This is a genomic window from Streptomyces sp. LUP47B, assembly GCF_001746295.1.
GTDB lineage: Bacteria > Actinomycetota > Actinomycetes > Streptomycetales > Streptomycetaceae > Streptomyces.
The window spans coordinates 384,701-406,231 of record NZ_MJAH01000015.1; the positions used below are offsets into that span (position 1 = coordinate 384,701).

The following is a 21,531-nucleotide window of genomic DNA, read 5'->3' on the forward strand; positions in this document are numbered from 1 at the left end:
GTCTGATGTACACCAGGCGCAGCTCCCGCTCCCTCCGCACTGGCGGCATTCTTCTGGCTGCCGCGCTGCTCACCTCCGCCTGCTCCGCGGGTGCTTCGACGAATGCGGCCACGTCGGCCGCGGACGTGGCGCTGGCCCCGCTGCCCCGGTCGACGCCGGCCGCCCTCACGCCGTACTACGGACAGAAGGCGCGCTGGCACGGCTGCGGGGTCCCCGGGTTCGAGTGCGCCACGCTGAAGGTGCCCCTCGACTACGACAGGACGGGTGACGGGGACGTCCGGCTCGCCGTCTCCCGCAAGAAGGCCACCGGGCCGGGCAAGCGCCTCGGGTCGCTGTTCGTGAACCCGGGCGGACCGGGCGGCTCGGCGGTCGGCTACCTGCAGGCGTACGCCGGGATCGGCTACCCGGCCGCGGTGCGGGCCCGCTACGACATGGTCGCGGTGGATCCGCGCGGGGTCGCCCGCAGCGAGCCCGTCAAGTGCCTCGACGGGCGGGCCATGGACACGTACGCCCAGACGGACGTCACCCCCGACGACGGACGCGAGACCGCCGAACTGGTCGACGCCTACAAGAAGTTCGCGGAAGGGTGCGGCGCGCACTCGGCGAAGCTGCTGCGGCATGTGTCGACGGTCGAGACGGCCCGGGACATGGACATCGTGCGGGCGGCGCTCGGCGACAGGAAGCTGAACTACGTGGGGGCGTCGTACGGGACGTTCCTCGGGGCGACCTACGCGGGACTGTTCCCCGGCCGCTCGGGGCGGCTGGTGCTGGACGGCGCGATGGACCCCTCGCTGTCCGCGCGCCGGCTGAACTTCGACCAGACGGCGGGCTTCGAGACGGCGTTCCAGTCGTTCGCGAAGGACTGTGTGCAGCAGCCGGACTGCCCGCTCGGCACGAAGACCACGACGACCGCGCGGGCCGGCCAGAAGCTCAGGGCCTTCTTCGCCGAGCTGGACGCGCATCCGGTCCCCACCGGTGACGCGGACCGCCGTAGCCTCGGCGAGGCCCTCGCCACGACCGGTGTGATCGCGGCGATGTACGACGAGAGCTCCTGGGCCCAGCTGCGGGAGGCGCTCGGCGCGGCGATGAAGGAGAAGGACGGCGCCGGGCTGCTGGTCCTCGCGGACAGCTACTACGCGCGGGGCGCCGACGGCCACTACAGCAATCTGATGTCCGCCAACGCGGCCGTGAACTGCCTCGACCTCCCGCCCGCCTACGACAGTCCGGAGGAGGTCGAGAAGGCCGTCCCGGCCTTCGAGAAGGCGTCCCCCGTCTTCGGCGAGGGCCTCGCCTGGGCCTCCCTCAACTGCGCGTACTGGCCGGTCGGCCCCACGGGCGAGCCGCACCGCATCAAGGCGAAGGGGGCCGCCCCGATCGTCGTGGTCGGCACCACCCGCGACCCGGCCACCCCCTACCGCTGGGCCCGGGCCCTGGCCACCCAACTCTCCTCGGGCCGCCTGCTCACCTACGACGGCGACGGCCACACCGCCTACGGCCGCGGCAGCACCTGCATCGACTCCGCGATCGACGCGTATCTGCTCCGCGGCACCCCTCCGGTGGACGGGAAACGCTGCTCCTAACCCTGGTCGCGCGACCGTCCGGGGTGCCCCGAGGGCTGGTGCGGAGCACCCCCGGAAACTGTGTAGACTTACCGACGTTGCTGACCGCACCATGGTGCGGACGGCGCGCCGCCTTAGCTCAGATGGCCAGAGCAACGCACTCGTAATGCGTAGGTCTCGGGTTCGAATCCCGAAGGCGGCTCTGTGGTGAACCCCAGGTCGGGCCTTTGACCTGGGGTTTCTTGTTTTGTTTGACCTTGGAATTCGGACCAAATGGACACGTGCGGTCTGCGCATCGCAATGCGTAGGTCGAAGGTGCGGGCGCTGTGGCGATGTCGAGGTCCTGAACCTCTGAACTGGGCCTTTGTGGTAATGACGGCCATAGCTGACATGGCGTCAAGAATCAGGTGCGGCCAATGTGCGGCCATGAGTGCAGCCGCAGTGCTGGGGCGGCCATCAGAGGCTGCATTTCTGGGCTCATCGCCGACCGATGGCTTGTATGTATCCGACAACCAGACAACGGCCCAACCCCATCAAGCAGGCACGGCAGCTGATCCCGCGCCCTGAGTGGCCGCGGTAGAGGATGAACTCCCCGTCACGTGCGCGGGCCCGGCCCATGACCTCCCGCCGCTCGGTGGCCGTGTGCCCTGGTCTGGGGAGCTCCTCTTCCATACGCCGTACCCGTTCTGATCGAGTGGGACGGCCTCAGCTGGCACCGCCTCGATGGCCCGGCGCCACCGGCCCACCTCTCCGGTCGGCCACTGATCCACCCACAAGCCGCGACTCAAAGATCTGGTGATCACGGGCTGGCGACACTCTGTGATCACTGGGAGACCCGTGCCCACGTTGCCCTCATGGCTGACCGAACCACTCTGGGACCAATTCCAGGCGCTGCTGCCCGAGCGGCCCGAGTTCCACCCGCACCATCCGCTCGGCTGCCACCGCCGACGCATTGGCGACCGGATCATCTTCGACAAGATGCTGCAGTTACTACGCTTCGGCTGTTCTTATGAGGCGATCGCCGACACGACCTGCTCGGCCACCACGATCCGCGACCGTCGTGACGAGTGGATACGACTCGGCGTCTTCGTCAGGCTCAAGCAGATCGCGCTGGAGTCATACGACCGGATCGTTGGCCTCGTCCTCGACCAGATCGCCGTGGACGGCTCCATCACCAAGACTCCCGGCGGCGGCGAGGCCGCCGGACGTTCACCAGTCGACCGCGGCAAGCAGGGGCTGAAGCGCTCAGGCATGACGGACGGATACGGCATTCCACTGGGCCGTGTCCTGACCGGAGCCAACCAACATGACTCTCCGCTGCTCGCCCCAACCCTGGACCGCCTCAACGACCTTGGCCCGCTGCCCGACGGGATCACCGTGCACCTGGACGCCGGCTACGACTCGGACAGAACCCGCACGTTGCTCAACGAACGCGGCCAGCATGGACGTATCGCACACTAGGGTGAGAAAGCGCCCATCCAGGCCAGTCGACGTTGGCACGTGGAGCGTACTCACGCCTGGCAAAACGCCTTTCACCGCCTCGCCCGCTGCTACGAGCAGCGCGTCACCGTCATCGACGCGTTCTTCGACCTCGCCGACACGATCATCACCGTGCGTAGCCTGAAGTGACGGGCGTGGACGACTCACCGCTGGGACGAACGCCCGAACCGCCGACCATGACCACACGCCTATCCGTGCGACCTCTAAGCCCTGGCTGATGGTGCGGCGACGCTGAGTAACCGCCTGTCAGTCGACTTCTACGGTCACGCGGTGGCTGCTGGCTCGCCGTCGGGGACTGTCAGGGCCCAGGCGGCCATGGTGTCGAGGACAACGCGCAGTCCTTCACCGAGGGGAGTGAGCCGGTACTCGACCCGTGGGGGAATCTCCGAATAGGCGGTGCGCAGGACGATGCCGTGTCGCTCGAACAGGCGCAGCCGGCTGGTCAGGGTGTGCGGGCTGATGCCGGGCAGGGCGTCGCGCAACTCTGTGAAGCGGTGGGGTCCGCGCAGGAGTTCGCGCACGATAAGGGTGGCCCACGGCCCGTCGAGCAGGGTGATGAACCGGGGGACGCCGCACTCCGGAAGACGGTCAGCAGTCATGGTTCGAGTTTATGCCATTAGTGCAGTTGATGTAACTGGTGCAGTACGTGCACTAATAGGTCCATGACCTACGCGTTTCGTGGTCAGCCCGCACCACGCACCATGGAGGACGACATGCCCGCGATCACTACGGCCAACACCGCAAGCGAGATGGTGCGCTCGGCCACGACCACCGCGTTGCGGGTCGCCGCGCGCGAGCTGGAGCTGTATGTCGCCGGGGACGTCGCCGGGGCGGATGAGGTGTTCGCCCCTGATCTGATCGACCACAACCCCGCTTCCGATGCCGTCTCGGGCGTCGACGGCATACGGGCGCTGATCGCCGCGACCCGTGACGGATTCACCAACAGGCAGATTCGGATCCTGTTCCAGGAAGAGCTGCCTGGCGGCTGGGTCGTCCTCCAGTGGCGGATGACCGCGACCCACACCGGAGACGCGTTCGGGTTCGCCGCCAGCGGCAACCCGGTCGATTTCCACGGCCAGGACATCAAGCGCATTGTCGACGGCAAGATCAGCGAGATCTACCACATCGAAGAAATGCTCAAGCTCACCCAGCAGATCACCACGGGCACGTAGCCTGCGTGATGGTCGAGATCTTCTCGGGCGACGGCCGCCCGTGAGGAGCTGTTGTCTTTTCGATCTTGAGCGGTGGCGGTCGAACGCGGATTCCCGGTCCGGTGATCCTTCCGTGGCCAGAGCATGCAGACGGGGCCTCGTGAACAGCTCGTGGGTGTCGAATCCATAGAGCACCAGGAGGCCCCTGCGCCGCAGTCTTCCGTGTCGATGGCCCGGCAGTCCAACTCGGCCGCTCCAACGTGTGATTGCCTCGCGCATGAGTACGGCAACGCGGCCGACCGGCCCGAACGGCAGCGCCGGTACCCGACGGACATGACGGACGAGGAGTGGGCCGAGGTCCGGCCGCTGCTGCCGGTGCCGGCTGGATGCGCAGGCAGGGGCGGCGGCCGGAGGCGTACTGCCACCGCGCGGCGCTCGACGCGATCCGCTGACGCTGTCGTGGATCTTGAAAATCGGAGTCGTCCAGCGTGGTCGACGTGCTGGTGAAGCGATGTGTTTTCCCTGATCAGAGCTTTACAGGTAGGCCGGCTACCCCCTGATGGCCGCAGCGATGCGTTGGTGACCGTTAGGCGAACGCTTCGTTCGTGTCGGCCGTTGTCCACGTGACTGGAGTGGCTGACGTGTCGATGGCGTTCACTCGTTCGTGGTGGCCCTGCCGGGAATCTCGGGTTCGGAGATGTGTGCGGGTGGGACTTGGCGTCCCGCGACTCCGGAGGACCGAGATGTGTGTTCGCCCCCGTACGGGCTGCGTGATTCCCGAGCTGACGGTGCGAGTCGCTCGTGCGAGCAACCCCAGGGGCACCACGGCTATGGCCATCCGTGACCATCTCAACGGCCTGTGGAGCGACGAGGACTTCGAGGAGTGGTATCCGCGGGACGGCAAGCCGGGCCTGTCACCTGCCCAGTTGGCGACTGTGTCGGTCCTGCGGTTCCTGCTGGAGCTGTCCGACCGGCAGGCCGCCGAGTCGGTGCGGAACCGCATCGACTTCAAATACGCGATGGGCATGGAGCTGGAGGACCCAGGCTTCCACCACAGCGTTCTCGCCGACTTCCGTGAGCGCCTGGCCGAGGAGGGCTGGGCCGACAAGCTGCTGGACCTCGCGCTGGAGAAGATCAGAGCCGTCGGCCTGGTCCGGGAACGCGGCCGGCAGTGCACCGACTCCACCCACGTCCTGGCCGCGGTGCGGGACCTGAGCCGCCTGGAGCCGGTCACCGAGGCGATGCGCGCCGCCCTGGAGGAACTCGCCCGCCGGGCGCCGCACGAACTGGTCGGTCTGGTGACAGAGGACTGGGGCAAGTGCTACGGCCGCGCGGCCCGACTGGGAAAGAACCCCTCCAAGCCCAAGACCCGGATCAAGGACGCCGGCGAGGACGTCCGTCTGCTCCTGCGCTACGTCCACCGCTACCTGCCCGCCCTCCACGACGGCAGGTGCAGGCCCTGCGCCAGATCTGAAAACGACCTCTGAGCCAACAAAGCGGCGACCAGTCTCGTGCGCCTGAGGAACAGCGAGAACCCACGCTCGATGCCACGGGCGGACGACCCGGCCCGCGAGCTCTACCCGCTCGGCCACGGGCTGACGTAACCGGGCGGTCTCGTGCGTCAACCCGTGGGTTGACGCCAGGTATCAAACCAGGAGTCAACCCACGGGCCGAGGCCGTGCGGCGCCGCGGGCGGCAAGCTCTTCCCCATGACGACGACTGACTACCTCATCTCCGCCGCCCTGATCCTTCTGGTGATTCCGCAGATGCGCGGCGGCCGTCTGACGCCCCGCACGCTCCTGTTGCCGCTGGTGTCCGTCAGCGCCGCGGCCGCGCACTACCTTCATTCCTTCCCGACCGAGGGCCACGACGTCCAGCTGGACCTCTTCGGCGTCACGATGGGCATAGTGCTCGGACTGGCCAGTGGACTGGCCACCCGCGTCAGCGTGACCGAGGACGGCGCCGCGTACTCCAAAGCCGGGTGGCTGGCCGCCCTTCTGTGGGTGCTGGGCATGGGCGCGCGCTCGACCTTCGTGTACTGGGCCGAGCACAGCGGCGCTCACAGCATTGCGCAGTTCAGCCGCGACAACCTGATCACCGGCACCGCCGCCTGGACCGCCGCGCTGCTGCTGATGGCCGTCACTCAGGTGGTGTGCCGTCTGGTGGTGGTGCGCGTCCGGGCCTACCGGCTTACCTCCCCCCTTGCCGCCCCCGCCGTGGCCTGAAGCGTGGCACTCAGCAGACCGCCGCTCGCAACACACTCCGCCCCTGGCCCGGTTCCGCGTTCGCGGGCCCGGGCCGGGCTTTGCGATCAGCGGCGCAGCCTGCATCTATTCTTCAGAAGTGACGGACACACTTCAGCCGACGGGCCAGGTCAGTCCACGGCTGGCCGTGGCTCTTGCCAGTGCCCGGGAGCGACGCGAAGGCAGGGGCCGGCGTATGCAGCCCGTGTTGTGGGGGGTCATGGCCGCCATCGCCGTCCAGTCCCTGCACGCTTCCCCCGCCCCCGGCGTCAGAGGCAGGCACCTGGCAGTCACCCTGGTGCTCGTCGGCTGTTTGCTGCCCATGGCCGCGGTCGCGTCGAACCTGTGGCCCCTCACCGGTCGCCCTGCCCGCTGCCTGGTGTTCTGCGTGCTGGTGGACGGCTTCGGGTTTGCTCTGGGCATCCTGCAGCCCGGCTCGATGTCCACCCTGCCGCCGTCCGTCGTGGTCCTGATGGCCTTCCTCATCCTGGAGCGACGGGCGGCCACCGTGCTCGCGGTCGTCGTCATGGGCTGTCTGACCGGCGCGGCGGCCGCCGGGTTGGACGGCGGTACCGACAACTTCCTGCATCAGGTCCTGTTCGGCGTCCTTCTGGCCGTCGTGGGCATTGTGGTGCGGCAGTCGATCATCAACGAGGTGGCCGTCACCGTGCTGCTGGCCCAGCTCGAGGACGCCCGGGAGGCGGAGACCGAGGCGGCGGCGCTGGCCGAACGCACCCGGATCGCCCAGGATCTGCACGACGTGCTCGCCCATACCCTGTCCGGACTGGCCGTGCAGATACAGGCCGCCCGGCGGATGGCCCGGCGCGACCAGGCGAGCGGGGATCTGCGGGGGCTACTGGACCGGGCCGGTGGGCTGGTCAAGGAAGGTGTGGCCGATGCGCGCCGGGCTGTGCGGGCGCTGCGCGGTGAGCGCGTGCCCTCTCTCGAGCGGCTGCCCGAACTGGTCAAACGCTATCGGGTGGACCTGGAGCTCGACGTGACACTGTCCGTGATCGGGCCGCACCGGGAGCTGCAGCCCGACGCGGGTGAAGCCCTGTACCGCGGTGTGCAGGAGGCGTTGACCAATACGGTCCGCTACGCACGCGACGCGCAGGCCACGGTGACGCTCGTCTATGAGCCCACGGCCACAATCCTGACCGTCGAAGACCGCCGGACCGGGCCGGGACCGGTCCGGGCGGCACTGGTCGAAGGCTCCGGCCTGGGGCTGACCGGCATGCGCGAACGCGTGACCGGGGTCGGTGGCACCCTGCACGCGGGGCCGACAGCGCACGGATGGGAAGTACGGATGGAGATACCCGCGTGACGGAGCCCAGCGAGACGGCATCTGACGGCGAGAAGATCAAAGTACTGGTCGCGGACGATCAGCAGATCGTACGCAAGGGCCTGGTCCTGCTGATCGACATGCTGGACGGCATCGAGGTGGTCGGCGCAGCCCGTGACGGTGCGGAAGCGGTGCTGCTCGCCGGACAACTGGCCCCGGACGTAGTACTGATGGACCTGAACATGCCGGTCCTCAACGGTGTCGCGGCCACTGCGACACTGCGTGAGCAGGTACCCGGCTGCAAGATACTCGTGCTGACCACCTACGCCGACGACGACTCCGTCTTCCCGGCACTGCAGGCGGGAGCGCGGGGCTATCTCACCAAGGACGCCGACGACGACGCGATCGAGGACGCCATCCGCAGCGTCCACGATGGCCGTATCTGGCTCGATCCTGAGGTACAGGCCCGCCTGGTCGCGGCCGTGCAGACCAGAGAGGTCGCACCGCCCGCCGCGCAGCGAAAACAGGCCCACACGCCGCAAACTCCCGCACCTTCCGACATTCTGACCCCGCGCGAGACCCAGGTACTCACCCTCATCGCCCGGGGCCTGTCCAACGCGGAGATCTGTGCCCGGCTCGTCGTCAGCCCGGCCACGGTGAAGACGCACATCAACCGTATCTTCACCAAGATCGGCGTAGCCGACCGTGCCCAGGCCGTCGGCTACGCCTATCGCAACAAGTTGGTCGAGCCCTGGGACTAGGGTTGAACTAGGGTGCAATACCGGTAACTTAGGGGTAATCCGGTCGTTGTTGTTGGTGTGGCAAGAGCGGGTCAGCTGAAGTCATCTGGTGAGCTGCTGTCGGACCGGGTCGCGGTCGGGGTGCTGACACAGGCGTTTCCTCAGTCGCTTGTGGACGAGGTGTTGGCGGAGACGGTGTCGGGTGCAGCAGCGGAACCGGCTGCTGCCGGCCCGGCTGGTGGTCTACTTCGTGCTGGCAATGTGCCTGTTTTCCGGGCAGAGCTATGAAGAGGTCGCCCGACTGCTGACCGCGGGTTTGCAGGGTGCGCGGCATTGGCGTACATCGTGGGTGGTGCCGAGTGCAGCGGCGATCTGGAAGGCCAGGTCCCGGCTGGGGGTGGCGCCGTTGCGGCAGTTGTTCGCGCGGGTGTGCCGTCCGGTTGCCACACCGGACACTCAGGGCGCCTTCTACCGCGACTGGCGGCTGACCGCGATCGACGGCACCACATTCGACCTGCCCGACACGAAGGCGAACGTGGAGGCGTTTGGCCGTCCGCCCCGCTCCGGGCGCGGTGAACAGAACGTCGGCTACCCGCAGTTGCGCATGGTCGGCCTGGTGGAGTGCGGCACCCACGCCATTTTCGATGCTGCGATCGGAGCTCTGCGCACCGGAGAGCAGGCTCTGGCCCGGGCGGTCCTGGTGTCCCTGCGGCCGGGGATGCTGCTGCTGGCCGACCGTGGCTTCTACGGCGTGGACCTGTGGCGCACAGCCGCGGCCACGAGGGCGGACCTGCTGTGGCGAGTCCGCAAAGACCTCGTGCTGCCGGTGGTCGAGCAGTTGTCGGACGGCTCCTACCTCACCGAAATCTTCGACCGGAGCGACATCCACCACACCCGTCGTGGGGTGCCAGTACGCGCGGTGGAATACACGATCGCTGGCCATGAGGGCGTCTACCGGCTCATCACCACGATTCTTGACCCGGACAAGGCCCCGGCCGCGGAACTGGCCGCCCTCTACGCCCAGCGATGGGAGTTCGAGTCCACCCTCGACGAAATCAAGACTCACCTGGGCGGGTCGCGCCTGGTGCTGCGTTCGCAGCACCCTGACGGGGTCGAGCAGGAGCTTTACGGCTTTCTGCTCGTCCACCACGCCATCCGGCACCTGATGCACCAGGCTGCACGACAAGCCGAACGCGACCCCGACCGGATCTCCTTCACCCGCTCACTGCGCGTCGTGCGCCGCCAGGTCACCGACCAGGCGGCATTTCCCCCCGGTCGACTCGCCCGCGCGGTCAAGGCCACCCACGCTGAACTCCTCGAACGCCTCCTGCCACGGCGACGCCGCCGGGCCAACCCCCGCGTCATCAAACGCAAAGTCGCCAACTGGCCCCTCAAACGCGCCGTCCACCAGGTTGCAGACCGCCCATGCGTTCCGGCCATCACCATCGTTGGTGCCACCAAACCCAAACGGGTCAAACGAACATCAAAGCCCTAAGTTACCGGTCGTCGAGATCTGGTTCAATGTTGCCGAGCGTCAGACCACCCGCCGGGGCGTGTTCAAAGCCGTGCGCGATGTCAACGCCAAGGTCCGCGCGTTCGTCGACGGCTGGAACGACCGCTGCCATCCGTTCGTGTGGACCGAGACCGCCGACCAAATCCTCGCGAAGGCCAACCGTCCAACTACTTCAAACGCACGCCCCCAGCGCAGCGGTTCATGGGACGAGCAGTCGCTCGGTGATGGTCCAGAGTCGGCGGGCGTCTTCCGAGTCGAGCATGGCCGCGTTCGCGTCGGAGGGGATGCTGTCGCGGGTGAGCGGGCGTTCGCTGTTGTCTAGGACGGCGATGTCGCTGTCTTTGAGGTAGACGCCGCCGGTGCCGTCGAGGAGCGGGCTGACTGCGCCGAAGACGAGAGTCGCGGCGCCCTGTTCGGCTGTCTTCTTGCCGGCTGCGGGATCGATGACCGTTGCGCCGTCGTCGTCGACGAGGCCCTGCGCGCGGTAGTTCGCAACTGCGCTGGGGGCGTGCGGTCCGGGGCCGATGACCACTCCCGGGTGCGCCGCGAACGCACGGATGCCGTCATCGGCGTACCGGCGGTCGAGCTCGACGGTGAACAGGACGTTGGCCAACTTGGACTGGGCGTAGGCCGCGCCCGCGTCGTACCCGCTGCGGAAGGACAGGTCGTCCCATCGGATGGAGCCGAATCGGGCGGCGCCGGAGGTGGTGGTGAGCACTCGCGCGCTCCCGGCTAGCCGGAGGGCGGGTAGGAGTGCCCGGGTGAGTTGGAAGTGGCCAAGGTGGGTGGTCGCGAACGAGAGCTCGTTCCCGCGTGCGTCGAGACGCCGCTCGGGGGCGAAGAGCATCGCGGCATTGTTCACCAGCGCGTGGAGCGCCCGGTCGGCCTTCTGCCATCTCTGCGCGAAGGCCTCGATCGAGGCCGGGTCGGCGAGGTCAAGCCGCTTCACCTGGACGCCGCCCAGACCGTTGATGTCGTCGGCGTTGGTGATGTCGGTGAGGATCGCTGCGGCTCGTTGCGGGTCACGGGCGGCTACGGTCACCGAAGCCCCTGCGGTGACAAGCGAACGGGTGACCTCGCGACCGAGGCGACTGTGCCCGCCGGTGATGATCACCTCGCGGCCGCTGAGGTCGACCCCGGCCAGGACATCGGTCGCGGTGGAGGCGGCGGTGAAGCCGCTGCCGATGGGGTGTTGTCTGGTTGTCACAGTGGCGTCCTTGCGTGGATCGGGATCTGTGTGGGGCGGGGGTGGTGGGGTCTACTTGGAGTTGATGTGACCGATGGGCTCGACGGAGGTAGCGGCCACGTCGGACCAGGCGGTTTCGTTGATCCCAAGTGCTGTGTGCAGGAACGCCGTGGTGGTGCGTCGTACCAGGTCGACTCGCTCGGGGCTTTCGTCGGTGGTGTCGGTCGAGTTGTAGTTCTGGATGCCGCCGAGCGTGTGCTCGCCGCCATGGAGGGTGACGAGGTGTCGAGCGCCAGGGCTGTGGTGGTAGACGTCGGTGAACCAATCGGGACCGCGGGTGGAGAGCGGTGACTGGTCCTGGTCACCGGCGACGACGATCGAGGGCGTCGCGAGGCGGGTGAAGTCCGGGCTCATGAACGCGAAGTGCGCCTGCGCGAAGGGGGTGAGGTCCCCACGTGAGATTCCGGTCGTGGACAGGAGGACCCCGGCCTTCACGCGGGCGTCGGTGCGGTCCTCGCCGGACTGGCCGTCCGCGCCGATGACGCGCGCCCCGAGCAGCATCCCGACTGACTGCCCGCCCCAGGAATGTCCGGCAACCGCGAGGCGGTGAGTGTCGACACGACCGGTCAGCCCAGGGACCGCGGCGATGACGGTGTCCAGCTCGTCGATGACCTGCACAAGGTCGTCGATCCGGGTCTGCCAGATCGTCGGGTAGCGCGGGTCGGCGGGCGTCAAACCGAGGGTCGTGGAGTCGAGGAAGGTCGGCTGCACCACGACGAATCCGTTGGCCGCCCAATAGTCCACCAACGGGTCGCCCGCGGTCATCGACTGACCGAAGCCATGGGCGAAGACGATGACAGGCAGATCGGTGCCCGCGGCCGGTGCCGTGATGCGTACCTGCAGATCGTCGCCACGAGCCGGGGCGGGGAGAATCACCGGCCGCACGCTCAGGACCTGAGCGGCGGGACGGGGAGTTGCTTCAACGAGAGACACGAGAGTCCTTCCATGGTCACGGACAAGGACGACCCAAAACGGATCGTCGTTCCGCAACGATACGGAACATCGATCCGTTTTTTCAAGCCGAACCGGATCAATGTTCCGAACGCGCGAGGGGCGTGCGACGATGAGGCGGTGAGCTCCCCCAGGAATGCAACCCGCGCGACCGACGCGCCTCGGCGACGCCGGGATGTGGAGCGCAATCAGCGGGCGCTACTCGAGGCCGCCGCTGTGGTGTTTGCCACATCGGGGGTCGACGCGCCGGTCCGCGAGGTTGCTGCGGCCGCCGGAGTAGGCGTGGCCACGCTCTACCGGCACTTCCCGACCCGCTCGGATCTGGTGGTCGCGGTGTACCGCCATCAGATCGAGGAGTGCGCACAGGCCGGACCGCAGCTTCTGGCGTCCACACCGAGTCCCTTCGAAGCGACCCTGCACTGGGTGCACTTGTTCGTCGACTTCCTGGGAACGAAACATGGACTGGCGCGAGTCTGGGAGGGGGACGCCGACGAGTTCACCGCCCTGCACGTCCTGTTCCTCGACCGCCTCGTGCCGGTCCTGGCCGACCTGCTCGACGCGACCCGCGCATCAGGTGAGGTGGTCGCACCCATCTCGGCCTACCGCCTCCTCCGCGCCGTCGGCGACCTCGTCGCCTGGAGCCCACACGACCCGGACTACGACGTGCGAGAAGTCGTGACCCTGCTCATCAGCGGTCTGAGGCAGCCGCAGCCCCATCGGACCGAATCAGCAGGACCGCGCACAGAACCCCTGTCGGACTCAGCCAACTGCGGGACGAGGCCCTCGCCCGACTGAACTATGTGCTGATCGCTGCAGAAGATCACCGCCGCCCAGTGCCGGAGCATCAGCCACAAGTCGATCTATCAGCCCTCGCGGGAAGCAGTGCACGCTGGCCTTGACACGGTCGACGCGGCGGCCGGCTCGTGGGAGTAGCGCGATGAGCATCGATCTCTTCATGAGCTGACGGACGAGACTGCAGTTCTCCACCTACCGCGACGACGAGGACACCTCCGTGCCCGCAAGGAGCGAGTCTGACCTATTCCGTGCGCAGGAGATCGATGAGGGTGGGGACGATGGGATGCGTCTGGTGTGCCCGGTGCGCCACTTGTACGAGCGTTCGAGTGTCCGTTCCGCCGAGCGGCACCACCGCTACGCCGGCGGGAACCTGATCAGCCGCGCTCTCGGGGGCGATGGTCGTGCCCGCGCCTGCGGCGACGAGTTGGAAGATGCTGCTCCACTGGGATGCATGGAAGGCAATCACGGGTTCGACCTCCATCTCCCGAAACGGCTGAAGCGCCCGCGCGTAGGCGAGAGACCCTGCCGTCCTCGGAAAGAGCACAAGGGGTGAGCCTGCGAGGTCCGCGGCCGTGGCCTGGGCTTCTTCGACGAGTGCGTGACCGCGAGGAAGCACGGCGACGTAGCCCTCGACGCGCACCGTGGTGAGGGTGATGCCCGGCCGATTCTCGGCATCGCGGACGATCCCGAGGTCCGCGGTGCCGCGCTCGATGTGGTCGAGCACGCTCTCGGTCGTACCCTCGTGGAGGTCGAGAAGCACGCCCGGGCGTTCGCCGGCGATCCATCGTGTGATCGTCGCCACGACCGGCGCGGCGGAAGAGATGAATGCGAGGTCTATTCGGCCGGACTCTCCCCTGTCGACACGTCGCGCTTCCTCGATGTCTTCCTCGATTCGCTGCAGGTGATCGCGCACCCGCGCCGCGAAGACACTCCCAGCCCGAGTCAGGGCGACCGATCTGGACGTCCGTTCGAACAGCGTGACGCCGACCGCCCGTTCAAGCTGGCGGATCTGCTGAGACAGTGCCGGCTGCGCGATACGAAGCTGCTGCGCGGCACGGCCGAAGTGCAGTTCACCAGACAGGACGCTGAAGGACCGCAGCAGACGCAGTTCGACCCGAGAATCCATTCTCCAATCTTATCGATCCCGTGGTTCATTCGTCTTAGACATCTGAATGCGTGACCGGCATGCTAGATGAATGGCCGCCACCTCCGACACTGTCCACATCACACCGCTTACCGACGCCGAGGACGCTGAGGCGTTTCAGCGGATCAACGCTGCGTGGATCTCGGAGCTCTTCTCACTCACAGACGAAGACCGCCGCGTGCTCGACGATCCTGTGGGTCAGATCATCGCGCCGGGCGGGGCGGTGCTCATCGCGCGCTCAGACGATGACGCACGGGTCGGCTGCATCGCCTTGCTTTCCTACCCCGGTGATGTCTTCGAGCTGTCCAAGATGGGCGTCACCCCCGAGGCGCAGGGACACGGAATAGGCAACGCTCTGATCCGCGCAGCCGTCGAACATGCCGCCGCACGTGGCGGGCGGCGGCTGTTCCTTGGTACGAACTCCCGCCTCCAGCCCGCCATCCACCTCTACGAACGGGCAGGGTTCCGCCGCATCACCAAGGACGATCTCCCCGTCGACGACTACTACGCTCGCGCGGACATGCTCATGGGCATGGACCTGGCAACCGTCAACACTGACGCCCTCCCATCATCCGGCCGGTGACAACGGGGCCCGACAAGCACGAGCCGAATCACTGCCCGCGAACGTCAGTTCTTCGACCACAGACGGTCGACACGAGAGTGCCCGCTCGCGGAGGTGACGCGACCCTTGTAGGTGTCGTGCCCGACGTCGATGTGTCCTCCGAGGCAGGGTTGCTCGGAATCGTCGCGTCCTCCACGTTCAACGACGACCGGACCGTGTTCGCCTCTGGGCCGGGGGCCGGGGAGAACCGCATCGTCGCGCTGACGATCGCGGACGACTACGCCTCGCTCGCCGTCGGCCGTGTCCGGCTCGACGGTATCCGGACAGCGGACCGCCACCATGGTGGCCCCCTCGTGATCGGCCCCGACGGAATGCTGTGGATCGGCACCGGCGATGACTTCGAACCGGAAAACGGGCTCTTCCCAATCCAGGGTGTAGACGACTTGAGGACACGAATGACGTAGTCCCGCTGCGCAACCGGGGGCGGCACGAATGCCCCATGGCGCATGCGTCACGCACTCAACGACGCGTGACGACGGGTTCAAGGCTTGGGGCGGAGGCCGTGCATCAGGGTGTCCAGTAGGCGATCGGCTCTGGCACGGTGCTCCGGCAGAGGGGCTACGGTGAAAATGCCGATCAGGTGGGCGGCGAGGTCTTCGGCGGTGACGTCGGTACGCAGCTCTCCGGTCGCGTGTCCGGCGCGGAGGATGTCGTCGATCGCGGCGATTAGGTCGGTGTGGGTCTGGTCGTGGGCGAGCTCGTTGGACTCGATCATTGCGAGCAGCGTGTTCAGCATGCCGTCTTTGGTCGCGATCCAATCCCCAAAGAGGTTCATCCAGCGCCGCAGCGCCTGGGATGGGGGGAGCGCTGCGAGGAGCTCGCGGGCGCCTTCGGTGAGTCGGGCCACTTGGTCGGCGTAGACCGCGGCGACCAAGGCTTCTCGGGTGGGGAAGTGCCGATAAAGCGTGGCGATGCCGACTCCGGCTGCGCGCGCGATTTCGCGAAGTGACGGTTCGGTGCCCGCGGACATGAAGGCGCGGGTGGCGACTGCGAGGAGGTGCTTGCGGTTGCGTGCGGCGTCCGCCCGGGGCGCGGGTGGTGAGGGTGTCACTTTCAAAACGGATCACGCTCCGGTTGTGTTACGGTCCGAGAAACGGATCATAGTCCGTTTCTCCGTTCCTAGTCTTCTCGAGGAGTCAGACCAGCATGAGCATGTCGTCCAACACCAGCAGGGCTGTCCAGTTCGTCGAGTCGTTCGGAGGCCCTGAAGCCCTCGACCTGCGCGAGGTGCCCGTCCCAGACGTCGGCCCTGGCCAGATCCGCGTGCGGGTCATCGCGGCCGGGCTGAACCCTATGGACTGGTTCATGACCTCCGACGCAGACACTGCCGCCCGCTTCGGGCTGAGCCTGCCGTGCGGATTCGGGAACGACTACGCGGGCGTCGTGGACGAGGTCGGCGACGGGGTCGGCGAGTTCAACGTTGGAGACCGTGTGTTCGGCGGCGCCTTCTCACGAAGCGTCGCCGATTACGTGGTCGTGGACGCCCCCGGTCACATCGGCAAGGGCGGCGACGCGCACCACACGCCCGATGGCCTCGCCGACCGCATCGCCGGCGCCCTGGCCATCGCGGGATGCACGGCCGCCGCCGCACTCGCCATCGTCAACCCCGGCCCGTCTGACACGCTGCTGATCGGTGGCGCTGGAGGCGGGGTCGGCGTGTTCGCCGTCCAACTCGCTCGCCTCGCCGGCGCGCGAGTCATCGGGACCGGATCGGCCGCCTCGGCCGACGCCCTGCGGGCACTGGGAGCCGAGCCGGTAACCTACGGCGAGAGCCTGGCCGACCGACTCCGCGAGCTGGCTCCCGACGGCATCACCGCAGCCATGGACCTGCACAGCACCGACACGATCGCGGTGGCGCGCGAGCTCGGCGTACCGGACGCCCGCATGGCCACGATCGCCGCCGCTGTGGACGGCGTCACGCCGGCCAACGGCGCCAACGGCGCCAACGCCGCCCCCGGCGCCGTCGAGAAGATCGCCCGTCTGGCCGCGGAGGGCCGGCTCCGAGTGCCGATCGCCGCGACCTTCCCCGTCAACGAGGTCCGCGCCGCCGTCGAGCTGCAGGCAGGCCGGCACGTGCACGGCAAGGTCGTAATCGACCTCGCATGAGACCAGGACCAGAGCCGCGACCACCCCGCGCTGCTGGAAAAGAGCAGCAATCCGAGAGTCGTGAATGTCAGCAGCGGCCTCGGTTCGTTCGCGCTCTTCCACGACCTGGACCGCATCGAGTCCCGCGCCGCCACCGTGCCGTACGCGGCGTCGAAGGCGGCGATCAACATGATGACCGCCCGCCTTGCGCGGCTGCTGCCCCACATCCACATCAACGCCGCCGACCCCGGTCAGACCTCGACCGAGCTGAGCGGCAACCAGGGCCACTCGATCCATGACGGCACGGACGCCATCGTCAACTTCGCTCTTGCCGGTCCCGACGGTCCCAGCGGCAGTTACGCCGACCGCACTGGCGAACTCCCCTGGTAAGCAACCCACTTCGCAAAGGAACCACTCGCATGATTCTCGTCACCGGAGCCACCGGAAACGGGCAGTGAGCTCGTCAAGCAGCTCGTCGACGGCGGACACGACGTCCGCGCCTACATCCGCAATCCCGACAAGGCGGCCCAGCTCCCGGATGCGTCCGAGATCGCGATCGGCGACCTCGATGACACCGCCGCTCTCCACAAGGCGTCCGAGGGAGTCGACGTCGTCTTCTTCATGCAGGCCGCCCCCCTGCCCGCGCAGGCACAGAACGTCGTGGACGCCGCCAAGGCCGGCGGGGTGAACCGGATCGTGGTGCTGTCCTCGATCGGCACCGTCATTCACCCTCGCCCGATCATCGGCGAGATGATCAACACCCGCGACGAGGTGCTCCGTGATTCGGGGATCGCGATCACCTACCTGCGGCCCAACACCCTGTCGTCCAACGCTCTGTGGTGGAAGAACAGCATCGACAGCGAGGGCAAGGTCTACGACCCGACCGACCCGGGCCTGACCTCCCCGGTCGACCCCTATGACATCGCGCGCGTCGCTGCCACGGTTCTGACCCAGAGTGGCCACGAGGGTCACGGCTACACCCTCAATCGAAGAGCGGAAGCAACAGCTCGCAATAGGCGAGAGAACACACGGCCTTCTCCGCAGCGATGAACCTGGCGGAGCGCTGGCCTCATGAACCGAACCGAACCCTGGTAGTCGCGGCATGCTTGGTCAGCACGCCCACGCATCCTGAGCTGCGCCTCACCTTCGAGGGCTCCTTCGAGTTCCTGTATGAGACTGACAACGGCATTCTGGCGGCTCGGTCTACGTAGGTGTGGCCGTGTGCGGCCAGAGTGCGGCCGGACGCCTTTGGACGAGGTAACACAGGGCGTCACCGCGGACCTGTGCGTACATGCTCTGATCAGGCAGAACAGCACCAGGTAGCACGAGCCGGAACCAGGCGTCACGAACCCCCATGGTCTCGTAATGCGTAGGTCTCGGGTTCGAATCCCGAAGGCGGCTCAAGAAGGCCCAGTTCAGAGGCTGAAGGCTCTCCATGGAGATCATGGAGAGCCTTTTCTGCGTTCAGCCGTGGTGATCGGTCTCCTCGGCGAGGTGTTTGTTGTCAGGACCCGTTACGAGGTGACGGTCACAGCCCCGCGCGCGTTGTAGACCACGGCGTCCGTGCGTTCGCCGTAGGCACGGAAGACCGCGACGGCCTCGTCGCGGAGCACGTCGCTGACGACGTGGATGCCGCGCTGCTCGAACTGTTCGGTCCAGTCCTCGCGCATGGGGCCTTCGTCGAAGCCGGTGAGTTGCTCCAGCTCGGGGCCTTCTCCTGCGACGACCAGGCGCTGGATTCCGGACCACATGGCGGCGCCGTAGCACATCGCGCAGGGGCGCCAGTTGACGACCAGTTCCAGGTCCGGGCCGCCCGGGGTGCCGAGGTCCCAGGTGCCCAGGCGGGCCTGTGCCAGGGAGAGGGCGACGACCTCGGCGTGGGTGGAGGAGAGCCCTGAGGACAGGACCAGGTTGACTCCGGCCGAGACGAGCCGTCCGGTCGCCGTCTCCACGACCAGGGCGGCGAACGGTCCGCCGGTGTCCTCGCGGTGGTTGCGTTCGGCGAGGCGGTTGGTGAGACGGATCCGGTCCTCGTCGGTGGGCAGGGTCTCGGGCACGTCGGCCAGTTCGGACTGCACCCATGCGGGGAGTTGGGCGCCGAACGTGGTGGCGAGCGCGGAAGTGTCCATTGAGCGGGTCTCCGGTGGTGAGGGCCGGGTCGGGGTCATGTGCCCGGGCGGATGTTGGGCGCGAAGCGGGCCAGGGCGACGGTCTCGATGGCCGCGATGATGTTGTACGCGAGTGCGGATACGGCGGTGAGGACCGCGACCGAGGCCCAGAGGTGGTCGTAGTCGAAGGTGGAGGAGTCCTTGAGCATGGCGTAGCCGAGGCCCTGGCCGGTGGAGAGCCATTCGGCGAGCATCGCGCCGATCAGGGCTCCGGGGACGCCGACCCGGGCGCTGGCGAAGAACGCGGGGACCGCGCTGGGCAGCATGACCTTGCGGGCGACGGTCCAGCTTCCGGCGCCGTACGCGCGGCACAGGTCGGCCGCCTGGCGGGAGGCGGAGCGCAGGCCGAAGGTCATGGTGACCAGGGCGGGGAAGAAGACGATGAGGCCGCTGATGACGGTGGTGGCCATCAGGCCGCGGCCGAAGATCAGGGTGATGAGCGGGGTCATCGCCACCAGGGGTACTGAGCGTACGACGACCGCCATCGGCAGGAGGGCCTGTTCGACGCTCCGCAGGAGGACGAAGACGACCGCCACGCCCACTGCCGCCGCCAGCCCGGCGACGAAGCCGAACCCGGCGTCGAGCAGCGTGCGGCCCAGGCCGGAGGAGACCAGGGAGCGGTGGGCGCCCGCGTCCGCGCCGGTGAACAGGTAGTGGAAGATGTCGACCGGTGACTTGGCCACCAGCGGGTCCAGGTCGTAGACCTGCAGGAAGATGATCCACAGGACGATGACGGCCGCCATCGTCACGGCCACGTTCAGCAGCGGGCGCAGCACGCCTGCCGTGAAGCGCAGCGCGGGGGCCGTTCGCGGCTGTGTCGCGGTGCCGGTGCTCACGCGCCTCCGCCTTCCACTGTCGTCGTGCGTGACCACGGCAGGGCGTAGCGGGCGATGAGCCCGACCGTGCCGTATGCGATGCCGGCCACCGCGCCGGAGACCAGGGCGATGCCCCAGGTGCGGGGTACGTCGAGCTGTTGCTGGGCGATGGTCATGGCGATGCCGAGGCCGCTGTCGACGCGGCCGAGGTACTCGCCGATGATCGCGCCGAGCAGCGCCGCCGGTCCGGCGATCTTGAGGGCGGCCAGTGTGCTGGGCAGTGCGGCGATCAGGCGGACCCGCAGCATCTGCTGCCAGCGGCCGCCGCCGTAGGCGCGTACCAGGTCCAGCGAGGCGGGGTCGGCCGAGCGCAGTCCGAGCAGCGCGCCGATGAGGGTGGTGAAGAAGACCGACAGTCCGGCCATCGCCGACATCGGCTTGTCCCCGTCCAGGACGAGGGACAGGATCGGGCCGATCGCCACGATCGGCAGGCAGTAGGAGGCCACCGCTATCTGCGTGATCACCCGTTCCAGTACGGGCACCAGCAGCACCAGCACCGCCAGGCCGAGCGCCAGCGCGTTGCCGACCAGATACCCGGTCAGGGCCTCGCCCACGGTCTGCTCGACATGCGGGCTGTAGAAGGTCCAGCCGTCGTCGAACACGCTCGCCACGACCGCCCAGGGGGTGGGTACGCCGTCCCCGGGGCCGAAGACCGTGGTGGACAGCAGCGACCAGGCCCCGATCAGCGCCGCGATGCCGACGGCCCCGCCGGTCCAGGTGGAACGTCGCGCACTCATGACGCCTCGGCCGCGGGCTCGGCGGGGGCGTCGGTGCGGCCGAACAGGAGCTCCGACAACTGGTCGGCGTACGCGTGGAACTCGGCCGAGCGCATCATCTCCGGGGTACGCGGCCGGGGCAGGTCGATGGTGACGACCTCCACGATCCGGCCTGGCCGGGGGGACATGACGGCGACGGTGTCGCTGAGCAGCACGGCCTCGTTGATGGAGTGGGTGACCAGCAGGGTGGTCACCGCGCGGGCCTGCCAGATGCGCTGGAGTTCGAGGTTGAGCCGCTGGCGGGTCATGTCGTCCAGCGCGCCGAACGGCTCGTCCAGCAGGAGCACCTTGGGGTCGACGACCAGCGAGCGGGCGATCGCGACACGTTGCCGCATGCCGCCGGAGAGCTGGGCGGGACGGGCCTTCTCGAAGCCCTCGAGGCCGACCAGCCTGATGAGGTCGGAGATCGCCGCCGGGTCGGCCTTGATGCCGCTGATCTCCAGAGGCAGCCGTATGTTGGCGGCGACCGAGCGCCACGGGAGCAGCGCGGCGTCCTGGAAGGCTATGCCCAGGTGGTGCCGTTTGCGGGCCGCCTCCGGGTCCTCGCCGTGCACCAGCGCCGTACCGGAGGTGGGGCTGTCAAGCCCGGCGAGGATCCGCAGAACGGTCGACTTGCCGCAGCCCGACGGCCCGAGCAGCGCGAGGAACTGGCCCTCGGTTGTGTCCAGGTCGACGCCGGCCAGGGCGGGAACGCGGTGCCGACCGAGCTTGAACTCCTTGCTCAGCCCCCGCAGGGACAGCCCGGTGCCGGTGCCGGACGGTGCGGAGTCATCGGATGCTTTGGGAACAGCGGCTGCGGAACTCATCAGTTGGCGACCTCGGTGTGCGGTGTGCGGTGCGGTGTGCGCTGCGGATACGGGAAGCCGGGCGAAGCCGGTACC

20 protein-coding genes, 1 tRNA gene and 3 pseudogenes are annotated in these 21,531 nt (G+C 68.0%); 15 read left to right on the forward strand and 9 right to left on the reverse strand.

Annotation, left to right across the window (positions count from 1 at the left end):
- Positions 1-5: 5 nt before the first annotated feature.
- The 3 genes and pseudogenes from BFN33_RS37180 (at position 6) to BFN33_RS37190 (ending at position 3,188) form a co-directional block, all read left to right on the forward strand.
- Complete coding sequence (locus tag BFN33_RS37180) at positions 6-1,580, forward strand: alpha/beta hydrolase (protein WP_069764588.1); 1,575 nt, start codon at positions 6-8, stop codon at positions 1,578-1,580.
- 107 nt (positions 1,581-1,687) lie between these two features.
- Positions 1,688-1,761 (forward strand) — tRNA-Thr (locus BFN33_RS37185).
- A gap of 635 nt (positions 1,762-2,396) precedes the next feature.
- Positions 2,397-3,188: pseudogene (locus tag BFN33_RS37190) on the forward strand (IS5 family transposase).
- A 134-nt stretch (positions 3,189-3,322) separates the two neighbouring features.
- Here BFN33_RS37190 and BFN33_RS37195 read toward each other — a convergent pair.
- Entirely contained in the window at positions 3,323-3,658 is a 336-nt protein-coding gene (locus BFN33_RS37195; RefSeq protein ID WP_069764589.1) for a helix-turn-helix domain-containing protein, read from the reverse strand.
- Between the two features lie 102 nt (positions 3,659-3,760).
- On the opposite strand from BFN33_RS37195, the gene BFN33_RS37200 reads away from it, so the two are divergent.
- The 6 genes and pseudogenes from BFN33_RS37200 to BFN33_RS37225 form a co-directional block, all read left to right on the forward strand.
- Positions 3,761-4,231, forward strand: a complete 471-nt coding sequence (locus BFN33_RS37200) for an ester cyclase (RefSeq protein WP_069764590.1) — start codon at positions 3,761-3,763, stop codon at positions 4,229-4,231.
- Between the two features lie 809 nt (positions 4,232-5,040).
- Positions 5,041-5,697: a transposase gene (locus BFN33_RS37205; RefSeq protein ID WP_256122961.1), complete on the forward strand. Its 657-nt coding sequence runs from the start codon at positions 5,041-5,043 to the stop codon at positions 5,695-5,697.
- A gap of 222 nt (positions 5,698-5,919) precedes the next feature.
- Positions 5,920-6,435 carry a hypothetical protein gene (locus BFN33_RS37210; protein WP_069764591.1) on the forward strand — a complete coding sequence of 172 codons (516 nt, stop codon included), beginning with the start codon at positions 5,920-5,922 and terminating at the stop codon, positions 6,433-6,435.
- A 214-nt stretch (positions 6,436-6,649) separates the two neighbouring features.
- The gene (locus tag BFN33_RS37215) at positions 6,650-7,777 is read left to right on the forward strand and encodes a sensor histidine kinase (RefSeq protein ID WP_256122962.1); all 1,128 of its coding nucleotides are present in this window, start codon (positions 6,650-6,652) and stop codon (positions 7,775-7,777) included.
- The gene (locus tag BFN33_RS37220; RefSeq protein WP_176742547.1) at positions 7,774-8,496 is read left to right on the forward strand and encodes a response regulator transcription factor; all 723 of its coding nucleotides are present in this window, start codon (positions 7,774-7,776) and stop codon (positions 8,494-8,496) included. The genes BFN33_RS37215 and BFN33_RS37220 overlap by 4 nt, the downstream gene beginning before the upstream one ends.
- 57 nt (positions 8,497-8,553) lie before the next feature.
- Positions 8,554-9,748: pseudogene (locus tag BFN33_RS37225) on the forward strand (IS4 family transposase); the annotation flags it as partial.
- Positions 9,749-10,187: 439 nt separating this feature from the next.
- On the opposite strand, the gene BFN33_RS37230 reads toward BFN33_RS37225, so the two are convergent.
- Both BFN33_RS37230 and BFN33_RS37235 read right to left on the reverse strand, forming a co-directional pair.
- Positions 10,188-11,195: an SDR family NAD(P)-dependent oxidoreductase gene (locus BFN33_RS37230; protein ID WP_069764594.1), complete on the reverse strand. Its 1,008-nt coding sequence runs from the start codon at positions 11,193-11,195 to the stop codon at positions 10,188-10,190.
- Between the two features lie 51 nt (positions 11,196-11,246).
- Positions 11,247-12,167, reverse strand: coding sequence for an alpha/beta fold hydrolase (locus BFN33_RS37235; protein WP_069764595.1), 921 nt, complete (start codon positions 12,165-12,167; stop codon positions 11,247-11,249).
- Between the two features lie 12 nt (positions 12,168-12,179).
- On the opposite strand from BFN33_RS37235, the gene BFN33_RS37240 reads away from it, so the two are divergent.
- Positions 12,180-12,980, forward strand: coding sequence for a TetR/AcrR family transcriptional regulator (locus tag BFN33_RS37240; RefSeq protein WP_079141201.1), 801 nt, complete (start codon positions 12,180-12,182; stop codon positions 12,978-12,980).
- 241 nt (positions 12,981-13,221) lie between these two features.
- Here BFN33_RS37240 and BFN33_RS37245 read toward each other — a convergent pair whose 3' ends face one another.
- On the reverse strand, positions 13,222-14,106 hold the full coding sequence (locus tag BFN33_RS37245; RefSeq protein WP_069764597.1) for a LysR substrate-binding domain-containing protein: 885 nt from the start codon (positions 14,104-14,106) through the stop codon (positions 13,222-13,224).
- A 70-nt stretch (positions 14,107-14,176) separates the two neighbouring features.
- On the opposite strand from BFN33_RS37245, the gene BFN33_RS37250 reads away from it, so the two are divergent.
- Together BFN33_RS37250 and BFN33_RS37255 are read left to right on the forward strand one after the other, a co-directional pair.
- Positions 14,177-14,707: a GNAT family N-acetyltransferase gene (locus tag BFN33_RS37250; RefSeq protein WP_069764598.1), complete on the forward strand. Its 531-nt coding sequence runs from the start codon at positions 14,177-14,179 to the stop codon at positions 14,705-14,707.
- A 77-nt stretch (positions 14,708-14,784) separates the two neighbouring features.
- Positions 14,785-15,150 carry a PQQ-dependent sugar dehydrogenase gene (locus BFN33_RS37255; protein WP_256122970.1) on the forward strand — a complete coding sequence of 122 codons (366 nt, stop codon included), beginning with the start codon at positions 14,785-14,787 and terminating at the stop codon, positions 15,148-15,150.
- A 77-nt stretch (positions 15,151-15,227) separates the two neighbouring features.
- Here BFN33_RS37255 and BFN33_RS37260 read toward each other — a convergent pair whose 3' ends face one another.
- Positions 15,228-15,797 carry a TetR/AcrR family transcriptional regulator gene (locus tag BFN33_RS37260; protein WP_069764600.1) on the reverse strand — a complete coding sequence of 190 codons (570 nt, stop codon included), beginning with the start codon at positions 15,795-15,797 and terminating at the stop codon, positions 15,228-15,230.
- Positions 15,798-15,892: 95 nt separating this feature from the next.
- Between BFN33_RS37260 and BFN33_RS37265 the strand changes: the two genes are divergently transcribed.
- The 3 genes and pseudogenes from BFN33_RS37265 to BFN33_RS37275 all read left to right on the forward strand — a co-directional run.
- Positions 15,893-16,852, forward strand: coding sequence for an NADP-dependent oxidoreductase (locus tag BFN33_RS37265; RefSeq protein ID WP_069764601.1), 960 nt, complete (start codon positions 15,893-15,895; stop codon positions 16,850-16,852).
- A gap of 33 nt (positions 16,853-16,885) precedes the next feature.
- Positions 16,886-17,221, forward strand: coding sequence for an SDR family NAD(P)-dependent oxidoreductase (locus tag BFN33_RS37270; protein ID WP_256122971.1), 336 nt, complete (start codon positions 16,886-16,888; stop codon positions 17,219-17,221).
- Between the two features lie 69 nt (positions 17,222-17,290).
- A pseudogene (locus tag BFN33_RS37275) lies at positions 17,291-17,881 on the forward strand (SDR family oxidoreductase); the annotation flags it as partial.
- 464 nt (positions 17,882-18,345) lie between these two features.
- On the opposite strand, the gene BFN33_RS37280 reads toward BFN33_RS37275, so the two are convergent.
- The 4 genes from BFN33_RS37280 to BFN33_RS37295 are packed head-to-tail and all read right to left on the reverse strand — an operon-like array spanning position 18,346 to position 21,456.
- Entirely contained in the window at positions 18,346-18,960 is a 615-nt protein-coding gene (locus tag BFN33_RS37280) for a nucleoside deaminase (protein WP_069764603.1), read from the reverse strand.
- Between the two features lie 35 nt (positions 18,961-18,995).
- Entirely contained in the window at positions 18,996-19,835 is an 840-nt protein-coding gene (locus tag BFN33_RS37285) for an ABC transporter permease (RefSeq protein WP_069764604.1), read from the reverse strand.
- Complete coding sequence (locus BFN33_RS37290; RefSeq protein ID WP_069764605.1) at positions 19,832-20,611, reverse strand: ABC transporter permease; 780 nt, start codon at positions 20,609-20,611, stop codon at positions 19,832-19,834. The genes BFN33_RS37285 and BFN33_RS37290 overlap by 4 nt, the downstream gene beginning before the upstream one ends.
- A complete protein-coding gene (locus tag BFN33_RS37295) occupies positions 20,608-21,456 on the reverse strand; it encodes an ABC transporter ATP-binding protein (protein WP_069764606.1) in 849 nt (282 codons plus the stop codon). The genes BFN33_RS37290 and BFN33_RS37295 overlap by 4 nt, the downstream gene beginning before the upstream one ends.
- Positions 21,457-21,531: the final 75 nt, after the last annotated feature.